Below are 25109 nucleotides of genomic sequence, written 5' to 3'. Positions count from 1 at the left end.
AGTATTTTTGTATGGCTAAAAGTAAATTTTCTATAGAAGAAAAGTATGAAATTTTAAAAGCTTATGAAAAGGGAGAATTAACTTTAAGGGAGTTTCTCCAAAGACATCAAATTTCTGAGAGAACTCTTTATACTTGGAGAGAGAAGTACAAGCAATATGGTTTGGCTGGGCTTGATCGATCTAATGGGTGGAAGCATAATTCAGAAGAATTAAAGCTAGCTGCTGTAAGAGATGCTTTGTCTGGAGAGTATTCTCTTATTGAGTTAACTCATAAGTACGAAATATCAAGTCACTCTTTACAGCAAGGTTGGATTAAGCTTTATAATGGTCATAGAGAGTTAAAGGGAACTTCGAAGGGGAGAAACCAGTCTATGACCAAAGGTAGAAAAACAACTGTAGAAGAGAGAATTGAAATAGCGAATTATTGTATTAAAAATCAAAAAGATTATCAGAGGGCAGCTGAAGTCTATAATGTCTCGTACCAGCAGGTATATCAATGGGTTCTTATATTTACGCCTATAATAATTCTCACATTTGAGGGTTCCCCAAAAAGATTCCATTGGTCTGTTATCTATACATCTACCAACTCGTGACATACTTTGCTTCATTTTTGCTGCATCAATTTTTCGATTGAATCCCCTAGAGGTGTATTGAAATCTACGGTCACTATGAATAAGGGGGCGATCTCCATTCAAAAGCGCTGTTTCTTGGTCAAGCGTATTGAATACAAGGTTATTATTATTGGAATGCCCAAGTACATAGCTAATAATCAATCCATCGTTTAGATTGCGAATGGCGCTAAATAAGCCTTCTATGTCTCATATTTAAGTTCAGTGACATCCGTTCCCCATTTTTCATTAGGTTTTTCCGATGAAAACTCGCAATTTAGGACATTTTCTGCCACATGTTGAGGGGAAGAGCGTTTGTATGATTGTTTCTTCTTTAATCGAATAACCGAGCGTAAATTTGCGATCCCCATTAATCGATAGATTATCCAATGTAAAAGTTTATTTGCACATCAATTACAGCTACTTTAAAAAGCTTACCTTCACTACTTATCTTATCGTAAAGGTCTCTTTGGAACCGTGTATTATACCAATGGTACATCTCTTTTTAATTAAAGCTTATTTAAATATTTATCGACGAAATCCTCGTATTTAACTTGTTTGTTTTTACGTAGATAAAGAAAAATGGGGAACAGTAGCATCAATATAACGCTAAATATTGCTCCTCCAAAGCCCATGGCCACCAAAGCACCATATGGTTCCCCATATTTGTAGATTAAATAAGATGGGATTCCGACGAATATGGTGGAAGGAAGGAATCCAAACTCAACCGGGATCCCTTTGTAATTAAAAAGCAGTGATGGAACAATTTTTGTCCAAAAAAACACATACAACAGGAAAAACACCAGTAAAGAAATTTGTATTGCTGCATCCATATAAATCCCCTCCTTCCGTATTATACATTATATCCTGCGAAAAGCGGCCCGTGCATCTAAGAAAGTTTTTACATAACTGTAAATTGCGTAGACTGTTCCAAATACAGGTACAGCTTTCCAAGTTTCTTGGCAACAGTTTTAATTAAAGTAAATGACAATAGCTGTCCGCCTCTAACAGCTTCAACAACAGCATCGGCTATTGCGATTGCACCTCCGATATAAGTCATCTCAGCCTCTTTTTGACGTAAATCGTTAGCATATACCTTAAATACCTTAAAATCCCCATCTGTGGACCTAGTATATTTATAGGAGCTTCCATAAATGGCTGTAGCATCGCCATCGGAATATGTGATATAACGAACTGCAGCTATGTAAGAGCCTCCTGATGAATATGATGAATATGTGTACTGTGTATTTTTCATAGTTGGCAATTGAGAAGGAATAGTATCATCCATCTTTTCTGGTTCCACTGTAGTTTCTTGTGGAATCTCAATTACTGTTTCTACTCCGGTTTCTTCATTAGTCACAACTAGGGTATCATCAGAATTGTCGACCACTGTTTGAGTGTATTGGTCGACTTGAGTTTTTGTTCCGTTTTCGATTAAGTATTTTGTAATTGTAATTTCGGTGGTTTCTCCGTTTACAATAGACTTCTCTTGGTATTCGTATAGTTTACCTTCTTCCTCTTGTTGATAAGTAACCAGATTGTCAGTGTTCACCAACACATCCATTTGCTCTCCGGTGACTGGATTTGTGACTGTTGTGGTTGGTTCTTCGGCCTTAGCGATGTAAGCCCCCGGAGCTAAGAGTGATAAAGTCATTGTTAATGATAATACTAATGCAATACCATTTTTCATAGAATTTCCTCCTATTAAGCTATTATTATTTATTCCATATATTTTAGTTATATGTAAATAATAAATTGTATTTAATTGTAATTAAAGGTGAATTATGTATATTTTAATATGCTTATTTCTGTTAGAAGGAAGAAATACTATCCTAATCGAATTAAAGATTCATATACATTTCTATGTTTTGGGTAAGAATGGAGGAATCATATGGGCGTTACGTTTATCTTTAAAATGGATATCGCGTATAATGACCTCGATCCGGGTAACGATAGGTAAAAGTTCAATGCCCTATGAAAGCTAATAAGTAAGGAAGCATCGGGGAAGTGCTAGGGCAAACTTTGTCTGAACAAGAAAGGATATTCACGGAATACATGGTTATTACACAAAGGAGTATGCAAAAGACGAAGATTATCGCAGAGTAGCAGTTATAGCCTGTGTAAACAAACTCTTACATTGGAATTGGATTTACGCCTTGGGCTTTCCTTCTTCACGTTTCTTATCGTAAAACTCTCTTAATCTTTTATTACGTGCTATTATCTCATCAGTCGTTTGCTTCTTGCGTGAATCACGAATACCATTTTGAACAGCCATATACAAGGCATGACGAAGCCTATAAGAACCGCTTTGGGTAATTCGATTGACTGATGCAGTAAACTTACCTGAAGAGTAAACACTAGGATCTACTCCAGCGAATGCAACGAGCTTTTTGGCATCACTCAACCGATCTATTTCTCCAACTTTCGGATAAAATCGTGGCGGCAATTTTCTCTTCGATTCCAGGGATAGACTGAAGTATATGATACTCTTCAATTTCTTTAGCGAGGGTATCTATTTCAGTCGCAATCTTAGATAGATGCTCTTGATATTGAAGAACCATACTAACTAATAGCTCAAGATTAAAGATATGACTCTGGTATAGGTTGTTCTGAAATGGGTTACGAAGGGCTGCATTTCTTAATTTCTCTGCCCTTTCTTTTGCCCAGGCATCAGAGCGACTTATACATAATGAACCAATCTTTTCGGTCAGCTCTCTTTCACTTACACTTAATACAGCTTTAGAGGTTGGGAAGGCTAGTAATGTAAGCAACGAAACCTTTGAGTATAAACTACCAAAAACACCTCTATACTCAGGGAAGACCTGATCTAATAATGAATGAAGTTGTAATTTAGTTTTTGTTGATACTTCAGCGATACTCTCTTGCTGTCTAGTAAGATTACGAAGGTTTAGGAGTTGAATACCTCGCTTTTTATAAAGCTCTAACTCTTCTTTATAATACAATCCACAAAGGTGATAGGCATCTACTGCATCTGTCTTTACCTTGCGTAGACTTGAACTCTTTGCTCTATGTGAGATAAGAGGATTGACGACAATTAAACATAATTTTGCTCCTCTAGAAACTGAATAACAGGAATATGGTAGTGCCCAGTTGATTACCACCAGCTGAATTTTCAACCTCTTTAAGGAACTCTAATAAACTACCTAATCCTTCAGTAATGTGTTTAATACTAAAGCTCTTACGATAAGGTTGGCCTTTATCTAAAAATGCTTGAACCCGACTTTCTCCTTTTGATACATCCAGACCAATGACTGGATTCATACAATATCTCCTCCTAGAAATACTTCATTTTTCGGTAACCCCTAAAGCTTCTTGTAATGTCATTGGTTCGCTTGTTAAACGGGATCACAATGTCCCAACCAGCCTGAAACATGTTTATACAAGTAGGGGGTGAAAAGTTTAGCTAACGGGATTGATTCCCACGGGTGCGACGTTCAACCCCGACTACCGTTATCATAAGACCATATAAAAATAGGTCAACCAGAAAATTCTGGCTAACCTTATATTACGAACGGGTGCTTTAGCACCATAAGCTCCTTTATATTTCCAGGACTAAAAATCCATAAATTAGAAAATGGCGTGTCAAAACTGTTGTCAGTTTGCGCGCCATTTTCATTGTCAATTATATGATATGCACCCAGAAGTGGAACGGTTTAGGTGAAAACCGACGTTTTTTAGTTTAAGCGGTGTTTGCAAATCCTAATATAATGTCTTAAATTCCTTCTGCAGGCGATGGGTAATGGTCAAATGTGTAGGAAGATTCACGTCATCTACTTTTTTAATTGGTAAGACTTCTGATGTAGTACTTGTAATAAACGCCTCATCGGCATCTTTTAAGAATTCAAGGGTAAAATGCTCTTCCTTCATTGGGATCTGAAGCCTTTCAGCTAAAATAAAGACTGCTTTTCTTGTAATTCCGTGTAAGATATGTCTAGTAGCGGGAGTCGTATACAATGTCCCGTCTTTGACAACAAATAGGTTGCTACTAGAACCTTCTGTAACGAATTCATCGCGAATGAGAATGGCTTCGTCGCACCCTTTTTCAAAAGCAGCCTGTTTTGCCATTACATTAGGAAGTAGATTAAGAGATTTAATATAGCAGTTTGACCACCGTTCGTCATCCATTACATGAACTGCTACTCCGTCTCGTTTCTTATCCTCAGCTAAAGGTTTGGAAGGCTTTACAACTAACGATAAAACGGCTTGAGTATCAGGATAAAAGTGAAGTCTTGGCGCAATGCCGCGAGTTAATTGAAAATAGACGTCTACGTTTTGTTCCTCTGACCGCTCAATCCCTTCCATAATAATTTCTTTTAGCTCATCACGTGAATAAGGTAGCTTTAGCGCAATTGCCTCTGCACTCTGTTCAAATCTATCTAAATGCTCTTCTAACATAAACGGCTTTTTGTTGTAGACTCTGACTACTTCATATATACCGTCACCAAACTGATGCCCACGCTCTTGAATGGGAACGACTCCTTCATTAACATCTGTAAGAAATTGATCTTTGTAATAAGCAATCTCCATGTAAAAAATCCTCCTGTCCTATTTATTCCTACAATATATCATGTATGAAGCTTCGTAAAGAATATATTTTTTGGTTGTTTCGACTGTTCGTTGTGTCTGCTGCTAGCATTGATTGAAGAATTGCTTCTTCCGTTGCATCAGCGGTTGCCTCAAATACAAGATCTAAAGCATGGTCTTGTAGTGTCTCCTGTGAGGAGAAAATCGCTGGATCTTCATGAGCAATCTTATGAGCAGTTGTAAACCCGAGCGCAATATCGCCACTTCCATGGCCAATATAAGAACCCGTCTTCGCTAAACCAACACTAGTCCTTTTCAACACCCGTTTAAGTTGTCGCTCATTAAGAGGAAGGTCTGTTGCAACAATGATTATGATTGAGCCTTTATCATCCTCATGCACCGGTGGATTTTGCAGCTTTTCCTTTAATTGATAGCCGACATTTTTTCCGGCAATGGTTAAATGTTCCAACCTACCGAAATTAGTTAGAACTAGTGTACCAATTGTAAAGTTTCTATTCCCTAGTGTGATGATACGGGAGGAGGAGCCAATTCCACCTTTTAAACCGAAACAAACCATACCGGTCCCGGCTCCAACCGCACCTTGTTCAAATTGATAACTGGCAGATTCAATGGCATTTATGACGTGTTCCTTTGTTACAGATATTGAACGGATATCATTAATCAGCATATCATTACATTCACCCACTATCGCATTGACCGTTCCAGTTGTTCGTCCAATATCTGGATTTTGAGATAAAGTGTATTCTATAATTCCTTGTAAACCGGCACCTACAGCAAGAGTGTTGGTAAGTACGATGGGGGTTTCAATCGTCCCCAATTCCTCAAGCTGAATAGATCCTGCTGTCTTGCCAAAACCATTGATTGTATAAATGGCACCGGCAACCTTATTTTGAAAAAGATTCTGTGAATGAGGAAGGACAGCCGTCACCCCTGTTTGCACTTCATTTTGACGGATAGTCGTATGTCCCACTTTAACACCTTCTACATCTGTAATGGTGTTCGTTTTTCCTTTCTTCAGAGAGCCAATTGTTAGATCAATTGCTTTCACAGAAGCATTCCTCCTTATTATATTGCTTATGTCTATAGTCACATTCTATAACTTGCTTTTCCCACTCAGTAAAGAGTAACTCTCATAAGCAAGTTCCTTTCATACATAATAGCCTATCAATACTTCTAAATTTATAGTGTTGTTTGTCCTACTTCAAGAATAGGATAAACTATCACAACATTGAAGGGGTAATGTAGAATGACAAAAATTGAAGCATTTATTCTAGGGATTATCCAAGGTTTTACGGAATTTTTACCGATTAGTAGTACAGGTCATTTATTTTTAGGGAGAAATTTATTTGGATTAAATGAAGCTGGATTGTTCTTAGATACAATGCTACATGTGGGAACACTTTTAGCTATTTTAGTTGTGTATAAGCATGAGTTTATCTATATCCTTAAAAATCCTATAAGTAAGCGTACCTTTTTATTAATTGTAGGAACGATTCCTGCTGTTGTCATTGGGTTAGCTTTTAAAGATTTTTTTGAAGAGATATCTGATACAGGTGTGACGATTGGTTGGGAGTTCTTGGTGACAGGGATGTTTTTATGGTTTGCTGATAACATTAAAAATGGCTATAAAAAAATGGATGATATTACATACACAGATGCGTTTTTTATTGGAACCTTTCAAGCAGCTGCCATCCTTCCGGCCATATCCAGATCAGGATTAACCATTGTTGCTGCTCTAATCAGGAAACTCGATCGTGAAACGGCAGCTTATTTTTCATTCTTACTTTCGACACCGGCCATTGCAGGTGCACTATTACTTCAGTCTGTAGATTTATTTAACGGTTCAGTTGAAAATGTTAGTTTATCTGCTTTAGGTGTAGCATTAGCTTCATCAGCCGTATTTGGCTATATAGCTGTAAAATGGATGATTGCTTACTTGAAAAAGCATTCATTAAAGGTATTTGCTGTTTATGTTTGGGGGTTAGGTGTACTAGTTATCTGCCTTCAATGGACAGGAGTTTTTTAAAATTGTAAAATGCAAAACATAAATTCATATAAGGTATTTACCCAAAAATAGGCATTCGCACATACGTCATTGACCCACCCAACATATGTTATCAGTGTAAGCTTAATAATTAAAGGAGTGAAACACTATGCATTACGGTTACGGTCATGATTGCTTTCACGGATATGGTTATGGAGTACCTTACAGAAATAATTTTGCGCTAATTGTTGTATTATTTATCTTGTTAATTATCATTGGCGCATCTTATGTAAAATAAAAAGGTGTTAGAGATAGAAAGCACCTAGCACTTACTAAAAACCACGTCTTTTGGCGTGGTTTTTAGTGTGTTTAGGTATGAATTAGACAAGCTCTTCCAATGTTTTTATAGAACTTAAGTTAAAAATCCATTATATTCTTTACATAGCTCATTTTTTACATAATGTTTACAAGTCTTTCTTTCATACATGTTAGGGACAAACTAGGAATATACATTACTAGTTTTGTCGGGACAAAATCTGATATAAGAGAGTTAAAAAGGAGAGAATGGTATGAACATCCTTATACTGGGCGGAACAAAGTTTTTAGGAAGACATCTGGTTCAAGAATCACTAAGTCGAGGTCATGAAGTCACCATATTCACTAGAGGAAAGACAAACCATGATCTTTTCCCAGAGGTTGAGAAGCTTACTGGTGATCGAGATGGAGATGTATCTGCTTTGATTGGGAGAAAGTGGGATGCTGTAATTGATACAAGTGGATATGTGCCAAGAATTGTTAGACAATCAGCGGACATTTTAGCATCTGCATGTAATGTTTATACCTTTGTCTCTTCCATTTCAGTGTATGAGGATGTTTCCAATCCTGGGGTAACAGAGGAAGCTGATCTGTTAAAGCTTGAAGATGAATTAGTAGAAGAAGTAACAGGAGCCACGTATGGTGCTTTAAAAGCATTATGTGAGGAAGAAGTGAAGAAGGTGTTTCCGGATCGACATTTGATTATTCGTCCAGGTTTAATAGTAGGGCCTCATGACCCGACTGATCGGTTTACGTATTGGCCATCAAGAATAGGAGAAGGTGGTTCTGTGTTAGCGCCGGGGGAACCAAACACCCCTGTTCAGTTTATTGACGTACGAGACTTAGCATCCTTCATTATTCAACAATTAGAAAATAAATCAATTGGAACTTATCACGTTACCGGACCCATGCAGCCATTGACAATGGGGGAATTCTTACAAGAATGTCAGAAAGTACTCAACCCTCAAGCTGAACTTATATGGGTAAGTAAAAGCTTTTTGGATGAGCATGACGTTAAGATATGGACAGATATGCCTTTATATATTCCTTTAGGACTTGGAATGGATGGGTTTTCCACTGTAAATCTTGAGAAATCTAGAGTGGCAGGCTTGTCAATCCGACCTTTTTCAGAGACCATTCACGACACATATGAATGGGCAAAAACACGTGAACGAGATTATGTAATGCAGGCAGGCATATCCCGGACAAAAGAAAACGAGCTGCTCACTACATGGCAAACTGAAACTAATAATGAATAGAGTTCCTTTCTAAGGAAAAACTAGCTCCTATCTTATAAAAGTAGGAGCTTTGTTCTGTCCAAATATAGACCAGGAGGAGATAGGATGAAATCCTTTACATGTATTATTGTTGGGGGTGGAATTGCAGGACTACAAGCAGCCATAATGCTTGGGAGATATGGTCATCAAGTCGCTGTTTTTGATAAAGGTGAAGGACGTTCCACGCTATGCAAATGTTATCATAATGTACTGGGCTATCCGGATGGTATTGAAGGGGAGCATTTAAGAAGACTGGGAAAAGAACATGCTGAGAAGTATGGGGTTCATTTCATTAAAGCTGAAGTTACACATGCACAAAAAACAAAACGTGGGTTTGATTTACAAACAATAACAAACGATAGGTTTAAATGTCAGTACTTATTAGTGGCAACTGGGATTAAAGACCGTCTTCCTTTATCCATCCCTAACTTGAAAGAGTGTCTCGGCATTTCCATTTACATTTGTCCTGATTGTGATGGATATGAAGTGAAAAATAAAAAGACGATCGTCATAGGTTCTGGTGAATCAGGTGCAAATATGGCACTCACTTTAACCTATTTTACAAAAGAAGTAACGTTTGTTAATCATGAGAAGGCTGAGATTGTAGAAGCCAAACAACAAGAACTTAAAGATAAAGGAATCGAGATTATAAACGAATCGGTAGAGAAAGTGAACCTAAATGCCACTTCCGCCTTCTCAGGAGTTACACTAAGTTCAGGAAGAGTACTTCACGGAGAAAGAGGGTTTATTGCATTTGGAGGAAGTATTATACAAACAGACCTTTTGAAGCAACTAGGTGTTGAACGATTAGAAAATCACCATATCGCTGCTGACCCTCGTTCAAAAGAAACCAATATTAGAAATGTATGGGTAGCAGGTGATATTGTCGCTCACTCAGAACAATTAACGATTGCTATGGGAGAAGGAGCGCAAGCAGCAATTTGGATGCACAAACGAATACTAGGTCAATGACGGAACAACATGTCCGTCTTTTTTTATGGGCTCTTTTTTAAGACTTAGTTGCTTGTTACCTTCATATATCAGAAGTGAAATTAATTGTGGTTGCATGTTGAAATTTGGCTTATGGGATTTTTAGAGCCTATTTATTTCATGAAAGGTAATGGCGGGGAATAAACTTCTAGAGAAGGTTTATACAATAGTGAAGAATACAAGATCACCCAAGTTAGTATCGTCAACCAATAAAGTAAATAAATTATTGATCCAGCCAAGCTAAACATTTGTGGTAATAGGGGGAATAAAAAATGGTGCATTCTCGCCTAATTAAGCCAATTCTAGATGAAGTTTATCCAGTTATAAGTCATGGAAAGGGAATTTATTTATACGATGCCGATGGGAAGGAATACCTCGATGGCTCATCTGGTGCTATTACGGCAGGGATTGGTCATGGGGTTCAAGAAATAATTGATGCGATGCATAAACAGGCATCTGAAGTTTCCTTTGTTTACCGCTCTCAGTTTACAAGCGTCCCTGCTGAACAGCTAGCTGATAAGCTATCTTCTATAATGCCTGGTGCTGATTATTGGAGCTTCTTAGTAAATAGTGGATCTGAAGCGACAGAGACAGCGCTTAAAATTGCCATACAGTATTGGCAAGAAAAGGGGTATCCAGCAAAGTATCGTATAATTTCCCGCTGGATGAGTTACCATGGAATCACCTTGGGTGCATTATCCATGTCTGGCTACCGCGCAAGACGTTCACGTTTTACCCCACTCTTAGAAGATTATCCGACAGTGTCCCCACCTTATTGCTATCGATGTCCATATCATGATACGTACCCAACTTGTAACTTAAAATGTGCTACAGAGCTAGAACGAGAGATTGTCAGAATAGGCGAAGAACATATTGCTGCATTTATTATAGAACCTATTGTGGGAGCTGCTGGTGCAGCGATGACCCCTCCTCCGGGATATTACGAGAAAATCCGAGAAATATGTAATCAATACAATATTTTACTCATCGCAGACGAAGTGATGACGGGGATTGGTAGAACGGGAAAGATGCTTGCCTTAGAGCATTGGAATACAATTGCAGATATTGTCACTCTTGGTAAAGGTTTAAGTGCTGGATACACGCCAATTGCGGCCACACTTGTTGAAAGTAAGATTATGGAACCTATTCGAAAAGGTTCGAGGCTCATCATGAGTGGCCATACCTTTAGTGGCAATCCACAATCAGCTGCTGTTGGTCTAGCGGTGTTAGATTATATTGAAAAGCATGATGTACTTCGAAATGTAGAGGTCAATGGTCTTTATTTACTGCAACAATTAAAAGGTCTTCAATTCAAATATTCATGGATTGGAGATGTACGAGGGAAGGGTCTCCTTATAGGGATGGAATTCGTCCAGGATTCGAGTAAAGCTCGTTTTGTCTCTACACCTGATCTAACCACTAAAATAATCTCAAAAGCAAAGCACCATGGTTTATTGGTGTACCCTGCTGCATCAGGAGAAGAAGGAGTCCATGGTGATGGAATACTCATTGCACCACCACTGACGATTACAGTTCAGGAGATTGATAAGTTAATAAAGCTTTTAGATTGTACCTTCAATGACATTCATTTAGAAAACACACAGCCAGATATCATAGCGTAAGGAGAGAGGCTATGACGAATAAACAACTTACATTAGATGAAGTGCTAGACCACATTGTAGATGGCAGTACCATCATGTTCGGAGGATTTGGTGGAATTGGTACGCCACCGACTATTGTTTCTAAAATGGTTGAAAAAGGTGTAAAGGACCTTACTTTGATTGGGAACGATACTGGTTTTCCCACAATAGGAATAGGGCCATTAATTGTCAATAAACAAGTAAAAAAGATCATAACGTCTCATATCGGTTCAAATCCAGTCGCCGGAAAATTGATGACAGAAGGGGAACTAGAGGTAGAGTTTTGTCCACAAGGCACTCTTGTAGAACGTATGAGAGCAGGTGGGGTTGGACTAGGTGGGATTCTAGTAGATGTAGGGGTCGGCACCATCGTCGAGAACAACAAACAAATAATTGAACTTGATGGTAACAAGTATCTTATTGAATCAGCATTAAGAGCCGATATATCTATCGTTTTTGCAAAAAAGGGTGATTATTATGGAAATTTATTGTACGACAAGAGTGCGCGGAATACGAACCCACTTGTCGCGATGGCTGGTGCCGTTACTTTTGCAGAAGTAGAAGAGCTTGTTCCGGTTGGAAGCTTATCTCCAGAAGAAATTATTACTCCAGGCTGTTTTATTCATGGAATAATCAAGAGTGAAGGGGTGAACTGGAAATGGGCATGGGAATAGATATCAGAAATAATATCGCCAAAAGAGCTGCTCAAGAAGTTCATCCTAATAGTGTTGTTAATTTGGGAATAGGAATCCCTTCGCTTGTACCCAATCACCTATCAAATGATATAAATGTTATGTTTCATGCTGAAAATGGAATTTTAGGGATGGGACCAAGTCCAGAACAAGGTTTGGAGGATGAAAATCTTTGCAATGCTGGCGGTTTTCCAGTCACGCTTTTACCAGGTGGTTCCTACTTTGATAGCTCTATTGCTTTTGCAGTTATTCGACGTGGTTTAATTGATCTTACGATTCTAGGTGCCTTGCAGGTTAGCGAAAAGGGGGATTTGGCAAACTGGATTGTGCCAGGGAAGCGAGTTCCTGGAATGGGAGGAGCGATTGATCTCGCACAAAAGGCAAAAAGGGTCATTGTGGTCATGAATCATATTAATAGAGATGGTAGCCCCAAAATATTAAAAGAATGTACGCTTCCTCTCACTGCTAATGAATGTGTAAATATGATCATTACGGATATGGCTGTCTTTGAAATAAGGGAGAATGGCTTATGGTTAATTGAAATAATGAAGCCATACACTTTAGCGGATGTTAAAGCCTATACGGAAGCTGAATTTCAAATAAAAGAACTTAAATATATTGAATAAAGGAGAGAGACTAGTGGATGTTCAGGGGAAGATTCATGAGTGGTTGACCAACAATAAAGAAAAAGGAATAAAACTTCTTAAAAGACTTGTTCAAGAAAGAAGTATTTCAGGTCATGAAAGTTCTGCCCAAGCTATTATTATTGAAAAACTAAGAGAACTAGGTTTGGAGATTGATATCTGGGAGCCGAACTTTTCAAAACTTCAACATCATCCTTATTTTGTCTCACCACGCAGTCAATTCACTGGTAGCTCCAATGTTGTAGGCGTAAAAAAAGGCAGTGGCGGTGGGAAGTCAATCATCTTAAATGGTCATATTGATGTCGTTCCTGAAGGGGATATGAATCAGTGGGAATTTGACCCATATAGCGGTGAAACGATTAACGGGAAAATGTATGGTAGAGGTACCACAGATATGAAGGGTGGTACAGTTTCGTTGTTACTAGCTATTGAAGCCATTCACGAGCTAGAACTTCCTATAAAGGGAGATATTATTTTTCAAAGTGTAATAGAAGAAGAAAGTGGTGGAGCAGGTACGTTAGCTGCGATTGAAAGAGGCTACAAAGCTGATGTGGCTATCATTCCTGAGCCGACAAGTATGAAAATATTTCCTAAACAACAAGGATCTATGTGGTTTCGTTTAACCGTCAATGGTAAATCTGCACATGGTGGAACAAGATATGAAGGAGTAAGTGCTCTTGAAAAAAGTATGCTTGTCATGACAAAGATACAAGAGCTAGAGAAAAAAAGAAATGATAAAATCAATGATCCTCTCTATCAAACAGTTCCCATACCCGTCCCTATTAACATAGGAAAAGTAAGTGGAGGCAACTGGCCGTCTTCTGTTCCAGATCAGGTCGTACTTGAAGGAAGAATTGGGGTAGCACCTGATGAAGAAATGGAGGATGTGAAACAGGAGTTTATTGAATATATGAAGAAATTAGAACAAGATGATCAGTGGTTTACAACACATCCAGTTCAAGTAACCTGGTTTGGGGCAAGATGGGTACCTGGAACTATTGATCTTGAACATGAAGCGATGAAATTACTTGAAACTCACTACTCAAAGATTAGAAAGCAAAGTCCAGTGATTGAAGCCTCTCCATGGGGGACAGACGGTGGATTGTTTACAAAAGTAGGAGGAATACCAACCATTATTTTTGGACCTGGTACAACCGAGGTTGCTCATTATCCAAACGAATATATTATTTTGGACCATATGATGGAGGCTGCTGAAATACTGGCAAACATGATGGTGGATTGGTGCAATACAGAAGGCAAAAGCGTATAGCTTTTGCCTTTTCCATTTCTTACATAAAAACCTAGTGTTTGGTGAAAATAGTAAAGGAAAGCCAGTATAAATGTTGGAGGGGTTATGGTTACCATTTCTATGGTTATTTTTTTCGGTTTATCTGTTTTTTTACTTTCTTCTATTGATTCTATTTATTATCAAGAACCTCTACAAGAAGCTTTTCTATATATCATTTTTCCTGAAAGTGCAACAAGAGAAAGTATCGCTATGTGCGCATTAATAGCGGGTTTCATATATGCTGGAATCGTTGATTATCGACACCATAAATATAAACAGTCATCCTCTAAACAAGCTGAGGGGAAGCAACCGTGAAAAATCAATTAGTTGAAAAAATTTCATTATGGCAATTGTTCATCCTCATCTTTATCTTTGAAATGGGAAGTGCCATTATAGTAGGGATTGGTAACGATGCAAAACAAGATGCCTGGATTGCTGTTTCGATTGCGACCTTGTTGGGTGTAGGGTTGGTTCTGTTTTTTTACCAAATTTCTGCCCGTATGGAAGGTAAAAATTTATTTGAGATATTGGAGTGGACGGTTGGGAAATGGATTGGCAGAATGATTACGTGCCTCTATGTTTTATATTTCATCTATATCGCCGCAAGAGTACTACGTGATTTCGGTGAACTATTAGCTTCCTCTATTCTTCCTACGACACCAATTGAAGTTACCATGATTATCATCATGCTGATTATAAGCTATGTACTATACCTAGGGCTCGAGGTCCTCGGTAGAACAGGGGAAATCTTTTTCCCATATGTTATCCTCTTTATTTCAGGAATAGGCCTTGGAATTTTAGTTTCGGGGGAAATTCATTTTAAAAATTTATTACCTATTATGCCAGAGGGAATTACACCGATTGCGCAGGCTATTTTCCCGTCTTTGCTTACGTTTCCATTTGGAGAACTTATTGTGTTTACTCTCATTTTCCCTTACGTTTCAAATGCAAAATATGTAGGTAAGGTAAGTGTAGTTTCTGTCATTGCTGCCGGGCTATTGCTTGTATATTCTTCAATCATTCAAATCACGACTCTTGGGGCCAATATGAAAAATAGAGCCACCTTTCCAATGCTTTCAGCAGCAGGAGAAATTTCACTACTAGAATTTATTGAACGAATAGACTTATTAATCGTATTTATCATGATGTTTGGGGTCATTATTAAAGTCGCGGTCTTTACTTATGGTGGACTAAAAGGACTTGAGCTTGTATTTTTACGTCCTTATCGTTATTTTATCTTTCCAATCTGTATGCTTATTTCCTATTTATCTGTCACAATTAGTGACAACTTTGCTGAGCATATGGAGGAGGGATTAACATTTGTTCCTTACTATTTACACCTACCATTTCAATTAGGGATACCACTACTAATATTTCCTATCCTCTTATGGAGAACAAAAGGGAAAAGGGTGAAACAAAATGATCAACCTAACTAAACTTTTCTCATCTCAAAAAAAGCCAACGGGGTCTACAACAAGTGATGAGTTATTATCAGCTGGTGAAGAAGCAAAAAGCCTGTCCTCCAATTTGGTAACTAATTATGAAGTCGTGAGAAAAGCTTTTCAAGGAACCATTGATTTTACTCAATCCAAAATTAACATTGGAAAAATGAACGGATTTACCTGTTACCTCGACAGCATGATTGATTCAAAACAACTAGCAGAGAAAGTAATGGAACCACTTGGAAAGGCCAATCATGATAAAGTAGAAATGATGGATTATCCTTCTTTTGATGAGTTTCGAGAAAACTACTTCACAGGAACACCATATGAATTTGTATCACGTGAGCATGACGCAATCTGGTATATTTTATCAGGATATGTCTTGCTTTTTATTGATGGTATAAAAGAAGCTCTTGCCTTAAAAATATTTGATATACAGTATAGAAGTATTACAGAACCAAGTACTCAAACGATTATTCGTGGACCTAAGGATAGCTTCACAGAATCCATGGAAACGAATGTAAGTTTAATAAGAAGAAGAATTAAAAATCCTCATTTACGCTTTGAATCAAAGTATATAGGAAAAGACACACAGACGACGGTTGTATTAGGTTATGTTGATGGAATTGCGAACAGTAAATTAGTGGACGAGGTTAGAAAACGTCTTGATAAAATTGAAACAAGCTATATCTTGGATTCGGGAAATATAGACGAGTTTATTACGGATAAAAGTTTTACAGTATTTCCACTTCTACACAATACGGAACGCCCGGATAGCGCATGTGCAAATTTATTAGAAGGTAAAATCATCATTATTGTTGATGGTAGTCCATTTGCCTTAATTGCTCCTGTAGTTTTTACTGATTTTTTTCAATCGAGCGAGGATTACTACCAACCATTCGTAATGGGGTCATTTATACGCTTTATTCGGTATATATCTTTTATGATTGCTCTAATTCTCCCTTCTCTATATGTGGCTATTTCAACATTTCACCACGAATTAATGCCAACACCACTCTTAATCAGTATTCAGTCACAACGAGAAGGAGTTCCGTTCCCGGCTGTTGTAGAAATTCTTGTAATGGAATTAACGTTTGAAGTTCTGAGAGAAGCTGGAGTCAGAATGCCGAGAGCAGTCGGACAAACAGTATCAATTGTAGGAGCACTTGTTATTGGACAGGCCGCTGTAGAAGCGGGATTAGTATCCAATGTACTTGTCATTGTGGTAGCATTTACAGCGATTGCTAGCTTTGTTTCACCTATTTATAATTTTTCTATCTCAACAAGACTTCTACGGTTTGTCGTTATATTTTTTGCAGCTATCTTTGGTCTGTACGGTGTATTAGTATTTTTAGTCCTCATGGTTATTCATTTGGTTAGTTTACGATCGTTTGGTGTTCCTTATTTAGCACCAGTGGCACCACTCATTATGGAAGATCAAACAGATGTATTTATTAGATTCCCATTCTGGTCAAATAAAAAAAGACCTACCTTTATTAAACCAGAGGCACCTCTTCGACAGAAGTCCTCTTATTCACCAAGTCCTCCTATAGAAGGTGAAGAAACCTCATGAATCATTTACCTAAAGTTTATTTTATAATTGTTATCCTTCTATCTATGACCGGGTGTTGGGACCGCGTGGAATTAAATGACGTTTCCATTGTAACAGGGATAGCTATTGATAAAGGGGAGGAACAGAAATATAAACTAACCATTGAATTAATAAATGCGGCTGAGAATGCGAAGCAGCAAGCCCAAGGATTTGCTCCGTCCATTACATACTCTCAGGAAGGGAATTCTCTTTCAGAGTTAGCGAATAAGATGAATGTAGGTATGACTAGGAAAATGATCTATTCCCATACTCGAATTGTTGTACTGACCAAGGAAATTGCAGAGGAAGGGCTCCTTGATTTTATTGATTATTTAGAGCGAAGTGGCGAGTTTCGTAATGATTTTAATATCCTTATTTATGAAGGAGAAAGTGCTGCGGAGGCATTAAAGATTACCTATCCTCTTCAAAAAAATTCCTCCTTGAAAGTTAATCGTCAAATTGAAACGTTTTATCAGAATTGGGGAGGAGATCCCGATATACGGTTGACAGATTTTATTACGGCGCTTTCCTCAAAGGGAAGAGAACCTGTACTAGCAACCATTAGAGTAAAAGGTGATCCAGAAAAGGGTAAGACCGTTGAAAACATGCAAACGGTGGAACAAGATGCTTTAATCGAAGTTTCTGGACTTGCTATCTTCAGAGATGATAAATACGTGGGCACCCTTGGAGTGATAGATGCAAGGAATTATTTATGGCTTGAAGGATTGGAATCAACAAGTTTAACCGTCCCATGTCAAGAGGAAGGAAAATTTATAGGTGTAAGAGTTCGACGCTCATCATCCTCTATAGAGTCTTCTATGAAAAACGGAAAGCCATATTTTAAAGTTACGATGAAAGCAGAAGGGAAGATAGAAGCTACTCAATGTATAGAGAATCTGGAAAAAATTAATACGTATCAGGATTTCGAAGAGGCTACGGAGAAATTTGTGAAAGATGATGTAACTAGAACTATACAGCTACTACAAGAAAAATATGAATCGGATGTATTTGGATTCGGTGAAGCCTTAGAAAGACAACATTATGATGATTTCCAAAAGTTAAAGGGTGACTGGGACCATTACTTTGCTGAAGCTACTATTGATGTTGATGTCGATATCCACATAAGGAGATCGGGAATTCGAAATAAAAGTTTCAGAACGGAAAACGAGGGAGAAGAATAAAACCGGCCATGTTGTCGGTTTTTTTGAATACTCATAAATAGTTAGGTCTGCTCGTAAAATGTAAGAAGAATGATAAAAGGGGGGACTTCATGGAAGCTTCATCTTTCTACGAGGAAAAGCAACTTTTTCGTGATAACTTCTACCTATCTGTTTGCTTTGATCATTTTAATCGTCGATTGCGTGTCCTAGATTATCGTGGCAATGTAATAGAAATCGCGAATGAAATGATTACTCTAGCTACACAGCATCAGTATTCAAAGGCAATAATCTATGCACGAAGAGAGCATGTACATGTTTATGTAGAAAAGGGTTTTTTACTTGAAGCTATTTTTGAAGGTTTTTATAATGGTAGTCATGCCTACGCGTTAACCATGTATTTTGACCAAGAAAGAAAACAAAATAACCAATGGATGAAGGAAGACGAAATTCTTCACAAGGTAATAAAGACAGGGGTGTCGTCTGAATCCAAGCAAGAGCTGCCTAAAGACTGTGTGTTAAGAAAAGCCGAAATAAACGATGCTGAGGCTCTAAAAGAATTGTATAGCAATGTATTTGAAATCTATCCAACACCTCTAAACGACCCCAATTATATAAAGAAATTAATAAAAACTGATTCAATCTTTTATTTGATCGAGAAGGAATCTAAGTTGATATCAGCTGCTTCTGCCAATTTAGATCGCCTTTACCATAATGCTGAAATTTCAGACTGTGCTACATTACCTGAATATCGAAAGCACGGTATAATGAAACACTTAATCATTCATTTAGAAGAAGAACTTCGTCATGAAAAGATTTTCTGTGCCTATTCAATGGCAAGGTCTCTATCCTATGGGATGAATGCAGCGCTCCAGCAACTACGGTATAAGTATAAGGGGAGAATGACGAATAATTGTTATATTTATAATAAGCTCGAGGATATGAATGTATGGGTAAAGGATTTGGCTTATGATTAATTCATTAAACATATAAACGATCACTCTGCCATTCTTTACCCTTCTTATTTTCCACGAGTATCTCCTCAAAAGCTAATATTTATTTAGATACCGGACTACCAATAGTTGTAAGCGTATTCGTTGTGATAACCGTTTAGGCGTCCTTCACATATACTGATGTAAATCTTGTGAAAGAGGAGGGTTTCACTTGAAACATGACGTTTACAAACCTACAAGACATTGGAAAGAAATTGAGCTCTGGAAGGATGTAACAGAGGAGCAATGGAACGATTGGCTGTGGCAACTAACAAACACCATCCGGACTTTAGAAGACTTGAAAAAGGTCATTAACTTAACACCTGATGAGGAAGAAGGTGTGAAGATTGCAACGAAAACCATCCCACTAAATATTACTCCCTATTACGCTTCCCTAATGAATCCACAAGATCCGAGATGTCCCATCCGTATGCAATCTGTTCCACTCTCAAAGGAAATCTTAAAGACAAAGTATGACTTAGAAGACCCACTTCATGAAGATGAGGATTCACCAACTCCTGGTCTTACCCATCGTTATCCGGACCGGGTATTGTTTCTAGTAACCAACCAATGCTCCATGTATTGCCGATATTGTACAAGAAGACGTTTTTCAGGACAGATTGGAATGGGTGTCCCAAAGAAACAATTGGATCAGGCCATATCCTATATTAGAAACACTCCAGAAGTGCGAGATGTATTAATTTCTGGTGGAGATGGATTATTAATTAATGATCAAATTCTTGAATATATCTTAAAAAATTTACGTGAGATTCCTCATGTAGAGATTATCAGAATTGGTACAAGAGCACCTGTAGTGTTTCCACAAAGAATTACAGAGAAGTTATGTGAAATTCTAAAGAAGTACCATCCTGTATGGTTAAACACCCACTTCAATACATCCATTGAAATCACTGAGGAAGCGAAAAAAGCTTGTGAGATGCTAGTAAATGCAGGGGTACCAGTTGGCAACCAATCTGTTATTCTAGCAGGTATAAATGACAGTGTCCCAATCATGAAAAAACTCATGCATGATTTAGTTAAAATTAGAGTGAGACCCTACTATATTTATCAATGTGACCTATCGGAAGGAATTGGACATTTCCGTGCGCCGGTTTCTAAGGGGTTAGAAATTATTGAAGGGTTAAGAGGACACACTTCAGGCTATGCCGTTCCTACATTCGTTTGCGACGCTCCAGGTGGAGGAGGCAAAATTTCATTACAGCCGAATTATTTGATTTCACAGAGTGCGGATAAAGTGGTGTTGAGGAACTTTGAAGGGGTGATTACTTCCTATCCGGAGCCACAGAATTATGTACCAGGTACTGCAGATGATTACTTCAAAGGGATCTATCCAGAATATGAGAAATACAAATCAAATGTGGGTATAGCTGGAGTCATGAACGATCAGAAGTTTAATTTGGTGCCAGAAGAATTACAGCGACTTGATCGTAGAGAAAAGTATCAAGAGGATCCGTCTCATTCATCATTAAAGGATAAACGTGATAAACGAGATGAGATGAAAGAGAGAAAGTTTAAGGCCGAGCAGCAGAAATACACGGAAGGGCCGACTGCAAATGAGTAAGGAAATAACTTGTGAGTGGTGTGGAGCTGAAGCGAAAACCGGTAGCGGGACTGTTTATTGGGAGTTACCTGATGGAACAAGAGCGGTTGAAATTACGGAGGCACCTGCAGTTGTCTGTTCGGATTGTGAAATGGTGTATCAGACTGATGAGGTGACGAAGGAAATTGAGGATCAGTTGTTTTTGGTGGATACGAAGAAGATTGGTAGTTCGATAGGTTTTAAGGAATTAATGGAATTGCCGAGGTTGTTGAAGAGGAATTATTTTGATTTTTCTTCGTAAAAATAAGGCTAATTCGGCACTCAGGGATGGGTGCCTTTTGTCATGAGGAAAATCTAAAAGGAAATACTGTCAGCAATCCGGAAAAGTTTAGATTGAAATTACTTATTAACTAAATTTAGAAATTGCTATAATGGAATTAAAGTTAAGAAGAATGTGAGGGATGTTTTGTGTTATACGATATTCTTCAAGAGAAACGTGATTTAATACTAAAAGTAGCAAAAATCCATGGCATTAACAATGTACGCGTTTTTGGATCGGTTGCAAGGTTAGAGGATAAGCCAAATAGTGATCTTGATTTACTTGTCGATTTTGATACTGGTAGAAGTTTATTTGATTTAATTCGATTCAAACAGGAAATAGAGGATTTATTGAATGTTAATGTTGATGTTGTGACAGAAAATTCGATTCATTGGACTATGAAAGAAGATGTGCTAGACGGAGCAAAACAGCTACGAAAAATGACCAACTCTACTTGACTCATATTTTAGAATGTATAACAACATTGAATCTTATATTCCAAATGGTAAAGCGGATTTTTTTAGCTCGAAACTAATTCAAGACGCTGTTATTCGTAATTTAGAGATTATCGGAGAAGCTACTAAACGAATATCGAGAGAATTTAAAGACCAACACCCTAATGTCCCTTGGCGAGAAATGGCAGGACGACGTGTTGATTCACGATTATTTCGGAGTTGATAATGGGATTGTATGGAATGTAGTAGAAAAAGAAATTCCTCCTTTGAAAGAAAGAATCATTGATTTGCTTGAGGATTCATAGGAAGTTAAAGTGACTTTGTTCCTACCAAAGGATTTTTATATGTAAAGAGATTGATAAGAATGTATGTGATAGTGTTAACCATTATTATAGGAAAAACCTTCAGCTGCTTTAGTTAGCTGTTTTTTTATACTTACTTTAAAAAACGGAGTCCCAACCTTCGTGTGCGACGCTCTTGGTGGAGGAGGCAAAATTTCGTTGCAACCGAATTATTTAATTTCACAGAGTGCAGATAAAGTGGTGTTGAGGAATTTTGAAGGGGTAAATACTTCCTATCCAGTCGGAGGCTCCTGCAGTTGTCTGTTCTGATTGTGAGATGGTGTATCAGACAGAAGTGGTGACGAAGGAGATTGAAGATCAGTTGTTTTTGGTGGATACGAAGAAGATTGGTAGTTCAATAGGCTTTAAGGAATTGATGGAATTGCCTCGATTGTTGAAGAGGAATTACTTTGATTTTTCTTCTTAACGATACTTCTAATATTTAAAAGGCACTCAGAAATGGGTGCCTTTATCATACGTGAAATACAGCTTGGTTTGTGGAAGTTTTTGTAATGATGCACTTACACCTTAAGGGATTAAGACCATTAATCCCTGGTTGGTAAGGAGGTAACAGATAAGGTATTCTTTGAGATATTTTAGTTCTCTTCCATTTCCTCTTCAAAATAGAAGGTATTTGGGTATTCCATGAGGATATAGGAGAAGCGCTTCATGTTTTTTACATACATCCATTTGTTAATTGTAACTAACTCTCCGGTTGATTTTATACGCACTTTTTGATTGTGACTGAATTTATTCGTATTTTTCATTATATCTCACTCTCATTTTGTATTTTGATCATAAGAACTATTCTTAGTGTACCATAAATACTCAGACAAGCTTGATAATACTTTTATCGTAAAAACTGTCAATTATATAGAAGACTTTTAAAGAACAGAAAAGGTGAACTTTAACATACTTTAATGTTGTTCACCCTTAAATATGTTCAACTTTCTAAAATTGTTTATTGGAAGTCCATTATATAGATCTTTATATGGACATATAGGGGTTATTGTAGTGTAATCAATTGTACTTTTATCAAACACCAACGCGTGATTTTCCCAAAATAGCAAAGACTCAATGAGTTCTCGTTTGGTTAAGATGGTAGGATCTTCAGGTTCTTTATAAGCCCCAGTGCCAGGAAACATCGTGACTAATAAGTAATGGTTGTTGTTATTTCTAGTTCTGTTAAGGATTACAACAAAGGAATTGGTTTTACTTCCTACTCTGTTTTTTACAAACCTGGTATAAATCTTTCGCTCTTTACGTTTAGCGTAAACGATTTCTGAATTCTCATCCGTGCCTACCAATGATGAAATTCCAATAGGTTCAGGTGAATGAATAATGAGCTTTTCAGATTGATTCGAAAGGTCACTAAAGTAGCCTTCTTGCTCATAGTTCTTTACTATTTCTTGCCAATCATAAAAAAAATCATTTTTATGAGCTTCCATATGTATTTTACTTCGATCGGAAATGATTATTTTCTTGTTCATGATCTAATTAACTCCTTTTATTTTGGAAAGGATATACGTGTTAATATTGCTGGTTAATAGTTTCTTCGTATCGTTTCTATTTATTCAAGTTCAACATTTGAGATTTATAAAAAGTACTTGACTTTAAATGAAATAAATTATCAATTAACAGCAATGAAGGTTATCTAATTGGTTGCTGTTATTTGTATTGATAAATTACTTACAAAAAACGCAGACACAACTTAACTATTAGACTTGTTAAGTTAAACTATTCCTAACCTACAAAAAAACGACTTCAACCTAAAATAGACCAATATCCTTCATTTAATTAAAGTGATAGCATTTAGAAATGTATATGGTTAAGCATTTTATGTGATAGAACAGAGGGTGATTCGTTAATGATTAGAGGTTTGAAGAGAAATAAAGGTACAGCTGTTCAAGGCTACTTGAGTCCTAGTTTACTAGCCATGTATGTGGATACGCTCTTAATGGCAATCGGATTTTATATGCTTGTCCCATTATTAAGTGTTTATTTTATTCACCATTTACATTGGAGTATTTCTCTTACGGGTTTTATCCTTGCTGTCAGTGGCATATCGCAAAATGGTTTACGTTTCTTTTGTGGAATATTAGCAGATCGAATTGGCTATAAACGAGCGATTTTATTAGGAGTCGGTATTCGTATTGTCGGTTTTGTGTTGTATGGGGTTGTCAGTCACACCGTTGGTTTTGCAATTGCTGCCTTCGTATCAGGTATAGGAGGGGCCTTCTTTCATCCAGCAAGCTTTGGGGCATACGCTAGAATAACGTCTGAAGAAATGAAGACAAAGATATTTAGTATCCGTGAGACACTAAGTAATATTGGTTTTATCTTAGGTCCTGTCATTGGAATGTTTTTACTACAATTTGACTTTACCTTTGTAAGTTTTTGTTCAGCCTTTGTGTTTATCTTAGCTTTTCTACTATCTTGGCTTTTGTTGCCCGAGATGAAGGGAAGTTCACCGATGAAGCAAGAGATCATGCCAATTGTAAAGAAAATCATGAAAAATTCCCGTTTTCTACTATTGTGTTTGTTAATCATTGGTGTATGGGCTTTAAACGTACAACTTTACCTTGCCGTTCCAGTAAGAGCTGAGGTGTTGTTAAAGGATGTTGATCAAGTAGCTTATTTATATATGGCTGGTGCCATTTTTATGGTCGTGTTTCAGATCCCGTTGCTACAAAAGCTGTCGGAAAAGCTTGAACAATTAACCGTTATGGCTATAGGGACAATTATTCTTGGTACAAGTATGTTGGTGTTCGGTTTTACAAAAGGTCTATGGTCCATGTTATTTGCGGTCCTATTATTTACAGTAGGACAAATGATGGTAGTCCCTACTATGAATCACTTAATTTCTCGATATGCTGATCCTCAATCCTTTGCAACCTATTTTGGTTTTACGGGATGGAGCTTTGCTTTAGGTGGATTACTAGGGAATACAGGTGGGGGATTTCTCCATGATTATTTCAAATTAGAAGAGGATTATACATTTATCCCTTGGGTTATTTTGTTTTTATTTAGTTGTGTGATTTCAATTAGTTTTTTTATAGATAGAACATCAGAAAAAAAACCTACTCCATTACATCTGAAAACCTAAAAAAAACACAAAGCAACTAAAATGTAACCGAAGAACTTATTAAACTTGATTGATAAAATGAGATTACGAAAAATAGAGAATTTTAAAAACAACGGAGAATTTGAACGAAACTTGCTAAGGAGGTTATCGCTTTATATCACA

The 25109-nt window shown here is 37.4% G+C and carries 25 protein-coding genes and 4 pseudogenes; 21 read left to right on the top strand and 8 right to left on the bottom strand.

Annotation, left to right across the window (positions count from 1 at the left end; all coding sequences use genetic code 11):
- Positions 1-11 precede the first annotated feature (11 nt).
- Entirely contained in the window at positions 12-593 is a 582-nt protein-coding gene (locus tag LT143_RS07435; RefSeq protein ID WP_246941853.1) for a helix-turn-helix domain-containing protein, read from the top strand.
- Between the two features lie 218 nt (positions 594-811).
- Here LT143_RS07435 and LT143_RS20720 read toward each other — a convergent pair whose 3' ends face one another.
- The 6 genes and pseudogenes from LT143_RS20720 to LT143_RS07405 form a co-directional block, all read right to left on the bottom strand.
- The gene (locus LT143_RS20720; RefSeq protein WP_418909811.1) at positions 812-979 is read right to left on the bottom strand and encodes a hypothetical protein; all 168 of its coding nucleotides are present in this window, start codon (positions 977-979) and stop codon (positions 812-814) included.
- A 138-nt stretch (positions 980-1117) separates the two neighbouring features.
- Positions 1118-1441 carry a hypothetical protein gene (locus tag LT143_RS07425; RefSeq protein WP_246941850.1) on the bottom strand — a complete coding sequence of 108 codons (324 nt, stop codon included), beginning with the start codon at positions 1439-1441 and terminating at the stop codon, positions 1118-1120.
- A 68-nt stretch (positions 1442-1509) separates the two neighbouring features.
- Complete coding sequence (locus LT143_RS07420) at positions 1510-2298, bottom strand: hypothetical protein (RefSeq protein ID WP_246941848.1); 789 nt, start codon at positions 2296-2298, stop codon at positions 1510-1512.
- Positions 2299-2769: 471 nt separating this feature from the next.
- Positions 2770-3890: pseudogene (locus tag LT143_RS07415) on the bottom strand (IS110 family RNA-guided transposase); the annotation flags it as partial.
- A gap of 438 nt (positions 3891-4328) precedes the next feature.
- Positions 4329-5156, bottom strand: coding sequence for a D-amino-acid transaminase (gene dat / locus LT143_RS07410; RefSeq protein ID WP_246941846.1), 828 nt, complete (start codon positions 5154-5156; stop codon positions 4329-4331).
- A 28-nt stretch (positions 5157-5184) separates the two neighbouring features.
- On the bottom strand, positions 5185-6222 hold the full coding sequence (locus LT143_RS07405; RefSeq protein WP_246941844.1) for a DmpA family aminopeptidase: 1038 nt from the start codon (positions 6220-6222) through the stop codon (positions 5185-5187).
- A 198-nt stretch (positions 6223-6420) separates the two neighbouring features.
- Here LT143_RS07405 and LT143_RS07400 point away from each other — a divergent pair, with 198 nt between their 5' ends.
- The 19 genes and pseudogenes from LT143_RS07400 to LT143_RS07310 all read left to right on the top strand — a co-directional run.
- A complete protein-coding gene (locus LT143_RS07400; RefSeq protein ID WP_246941843.1) occupies positions 6421-7200 on the top strand; it encodes an undecaprenyl-diphosphate phosphatase in 780 nt (259 codons plus the stop codon).
- Positions 7201-7327: 127 nt separating this feature from the next.
- A complete protein-coding gene (locus LT143_RS07395; RefSeq protein ID WP_246941841.1) occupies positions 7328-7456 on the top strand; it encodes a YjcZ family sporulation protein in 129 nt (42 codons plus the stop codon).
- Between the two features lie 271 nt (positions 7457-7727).
- Positions 7728-8732, top strand: a complete 1005-nt coding sequence (locus LT143_RS07390) for an SDR family oxidoreductase (protein WP_246941839.1) — start codon at positions 7728-7730, stop codon at positions 8730-8732.
- Between the two features lie 84 nt (positions 8733-8816).
- Complete coding sequence (locus LT143_RS07385; protein WP_246941837.1) at positions 8817-9722, top strand: NAD(P)/FAD-dependent oxidoreductase; 906 nt, start codon at positions 8817-8819, stop codon at positions 9720-9722.
- Positions 9723-10012: 290 nt separating this feature from the next.
- Positions 10013-11362, top strand: coding sequence for an aspartate aminotransferase family protein (locus LT143_RS07380; RefSeq protein ID WP_246941834.1), 1350 nt, complete (start codon positions 10013-10015; stop codon positions 11360-11362).
- 11 nt (positions 11363-11373) lie between these two features.
- Positions 11374-12054, top strand: a complete 681-nt coding sequence (locus LT143_RS07375; RefSeq protein WP_246941832.1) for a 3-oxoacid CoA-transferase subunit A — start codon at positions 11374-11376, stop codon at positions 12052-12054.
- Entirely contained in the window at positions 12039-12698 is a 660-nt protein-coding gene (locus LT143_RS07370) for a 3-oxoacid CoA-transferase subunit B (RefSeq protein ID WP_246941830.1), read from the top strand. The genes LT143_RS07375 and LT143_RS07370 overlap by 16 nt, the downstream gene beginning before the upstream one ends.
- A gap of 13 nt (positions 12699-12711) precedes the next feature.
- Positions 12712-13986, top strand: coding sequence for a peptidase (locus LT143_RS07365; RefSeq protein ID WP_418909810.1), 1275 nt, complete (start codon positions 12712-12714; stop codon positions 13984-13986).
- An 84-nt stretch (positions 13987-14070) separates the two neighbouring features.
- Complete coding sequence (locus LT143_RS07360; protein ID WP_246941825.1) at positions 14071-14319, top strand: hypothetical protein; 249 nt, start codon at positions 14071-14073, stop codon at positions 14317-14319.
- Positions 14316-15440, top strand: coding sequence for a GerAB/ArcD/ProY family transporter (locus LT143_RS07355; RefSeq protein WP_246941823.1), 1125 nt, complete (start codon positions 14316-14318; stop codon positions 15438-15440). Before LT143_RS07360 ends, LT143_RS07355 begins: the two co-directional genes overlap by 4 nt.
- Positions 15424-17019: a spore germination protein gene (locus tag LT143_RS07350; protein WP_246941820.1), complete on the top strand. Its 1596-nt coding sequence runs from the start codon at positions 15424-15426 to the stop codon at positions 17017-17019. Before LT143_RS07355 ends, LT143_RS07350 begins: the two co-directional genes overlap by 17 nt.
- Entirely contained in the window at positions 17016-18218 is a 1203-nt protein-coding gene (locus LT143_RS07345) for a Ger(x)C family spore germination protein (protein ID WP_246941818.1), read from the top strand. The genes LT143_RS07350 and LT143_RS07345 overlap by 4 nt, the downstream gene beginning before the upstream one ends.
- Positions 18219-18307: 89 nt before the next feature.
- Positions 18308-19171: a putative beta-lysine N-acetyltransferase gene (ablB, locus tag LT143_RS07340; RefSeq protein WP_246941815.1), complete on the top strand. Its 864-nt coding sequence runs from the start codon at positions 18308-18310 to the stop codon at positions 19169-19171.
- Positions 19172-19358: 187 nt separating this feature from the next.
- A complete protein-coding gene (gene kamA, locus LT143_RS07335) occupies positions 19359-20768 on the top strand; it encodes a lysine 2,3-aminomutase (protein WP_246941813.1) in 1410 nt (469 codons plus the stop codon).
- A complete protein-coding gene (locus LT143_RS07330) occupies positions 20761-21048 on the top strand; it encodes a YokU family protein (protein ID WP_246941811.1) in 288 nt (95 codons plus the stop codon). The genes kamA and LT143_RS07330 overlap by 8 nt, the downstream gene beginning before the upstream one ends.
- Positions 21049-21215: 167 nt before the next feature.
- The gene (locus tag LT143_RS07325) at positions 21216-21524 is read left to right on the top strand and encodes a nucleotidyltransferase family protein (RefSeq protein WP_246941809.1); all 309 of its coding nucleotides are present in this window, start codon (positions 21216-21218) and stop codon (positions 21522-21524) included.
- A gap of 13 nt (positions 21525-21537) precedes the next feature.
- A pseudogene (locus tag LT143_RS07320) lies at positions 21538-21826 on the top strand (HepT-like ribonuclease domain-containing protein).
- Between the two features lie 147 nt (positions 21827-21973).
- A pseudogene (locus LT143_RS07315) lies at positions 21974-22102 on the top strand (lysine 2,3-aminomutase); the annotation flags it as partial.
- 13 nt (positions 22103-22115) lie between these two features.
- Positions 22116-22289, top strand: a pseudogene (locus LT143_RS07310) (YokU family protein); the annotation flags it as partial.
- A gap of 169 nt (positions 22290-22458) precedes the next feature.
- Here the strand turns inward: LT143_RS07310 and LT143_RS07305 are convergent.
- Both LT143_RS07305 and LT143_RS07300 read right to left on the bottom strand, forming a co-directional pair.
- The gene (locus LT143_RS07305) at positions 22459-22629 is read right to left on the bottom strand and encodes a hypothetical protein (protein WP_246941804.1); all 171 of its coding nucleotides are present in this window, start codon (positions 22627-22629) and stop codon (positions 22459-22461) included.
- A gap of 150 nt (positions 22630-22779) precedes the next feature.
- Positions 22780-23352, bottom strand: coding sequence for a hypothetical protein (locus tag LT143_RS07300; protein ID WP_246941801.1), 573 nt, complete (start codon positions 23350-23352; stop codon positions 22780-22782).
- 377 nt (positions 23353-23729) lie between these two features.
- Between LT143_RS07300 and LT143_RS07295 the strand changes: the two genes are divergently transcribed.
- Positions 23730-24968, top strand: a complete 1239-nt coding sequence (locus LT143_RS07295; protein WP_246941798.1) for an MFS transporter — start codon at positions 23730-23732, stop codon at positions 24966-24968.
- Positions 24969-25109 lie beyond the last annotated feature (141 nt).

Origin of the sequence: Bacillus pinisoli (assembly GCF_023036475.1) — a bacterium.
Taxonomy (GTDB): domain Bacteria; phylum Bacillota; class Bacilli; order Bacillales; family SA4; genus Bacillus_BS; species Bacillus_BS pinisoli.
Note: the sequence above shows the minus strand (reverse complement) of the source record. Positions and strands in the feature narration are given on the sequence as shown.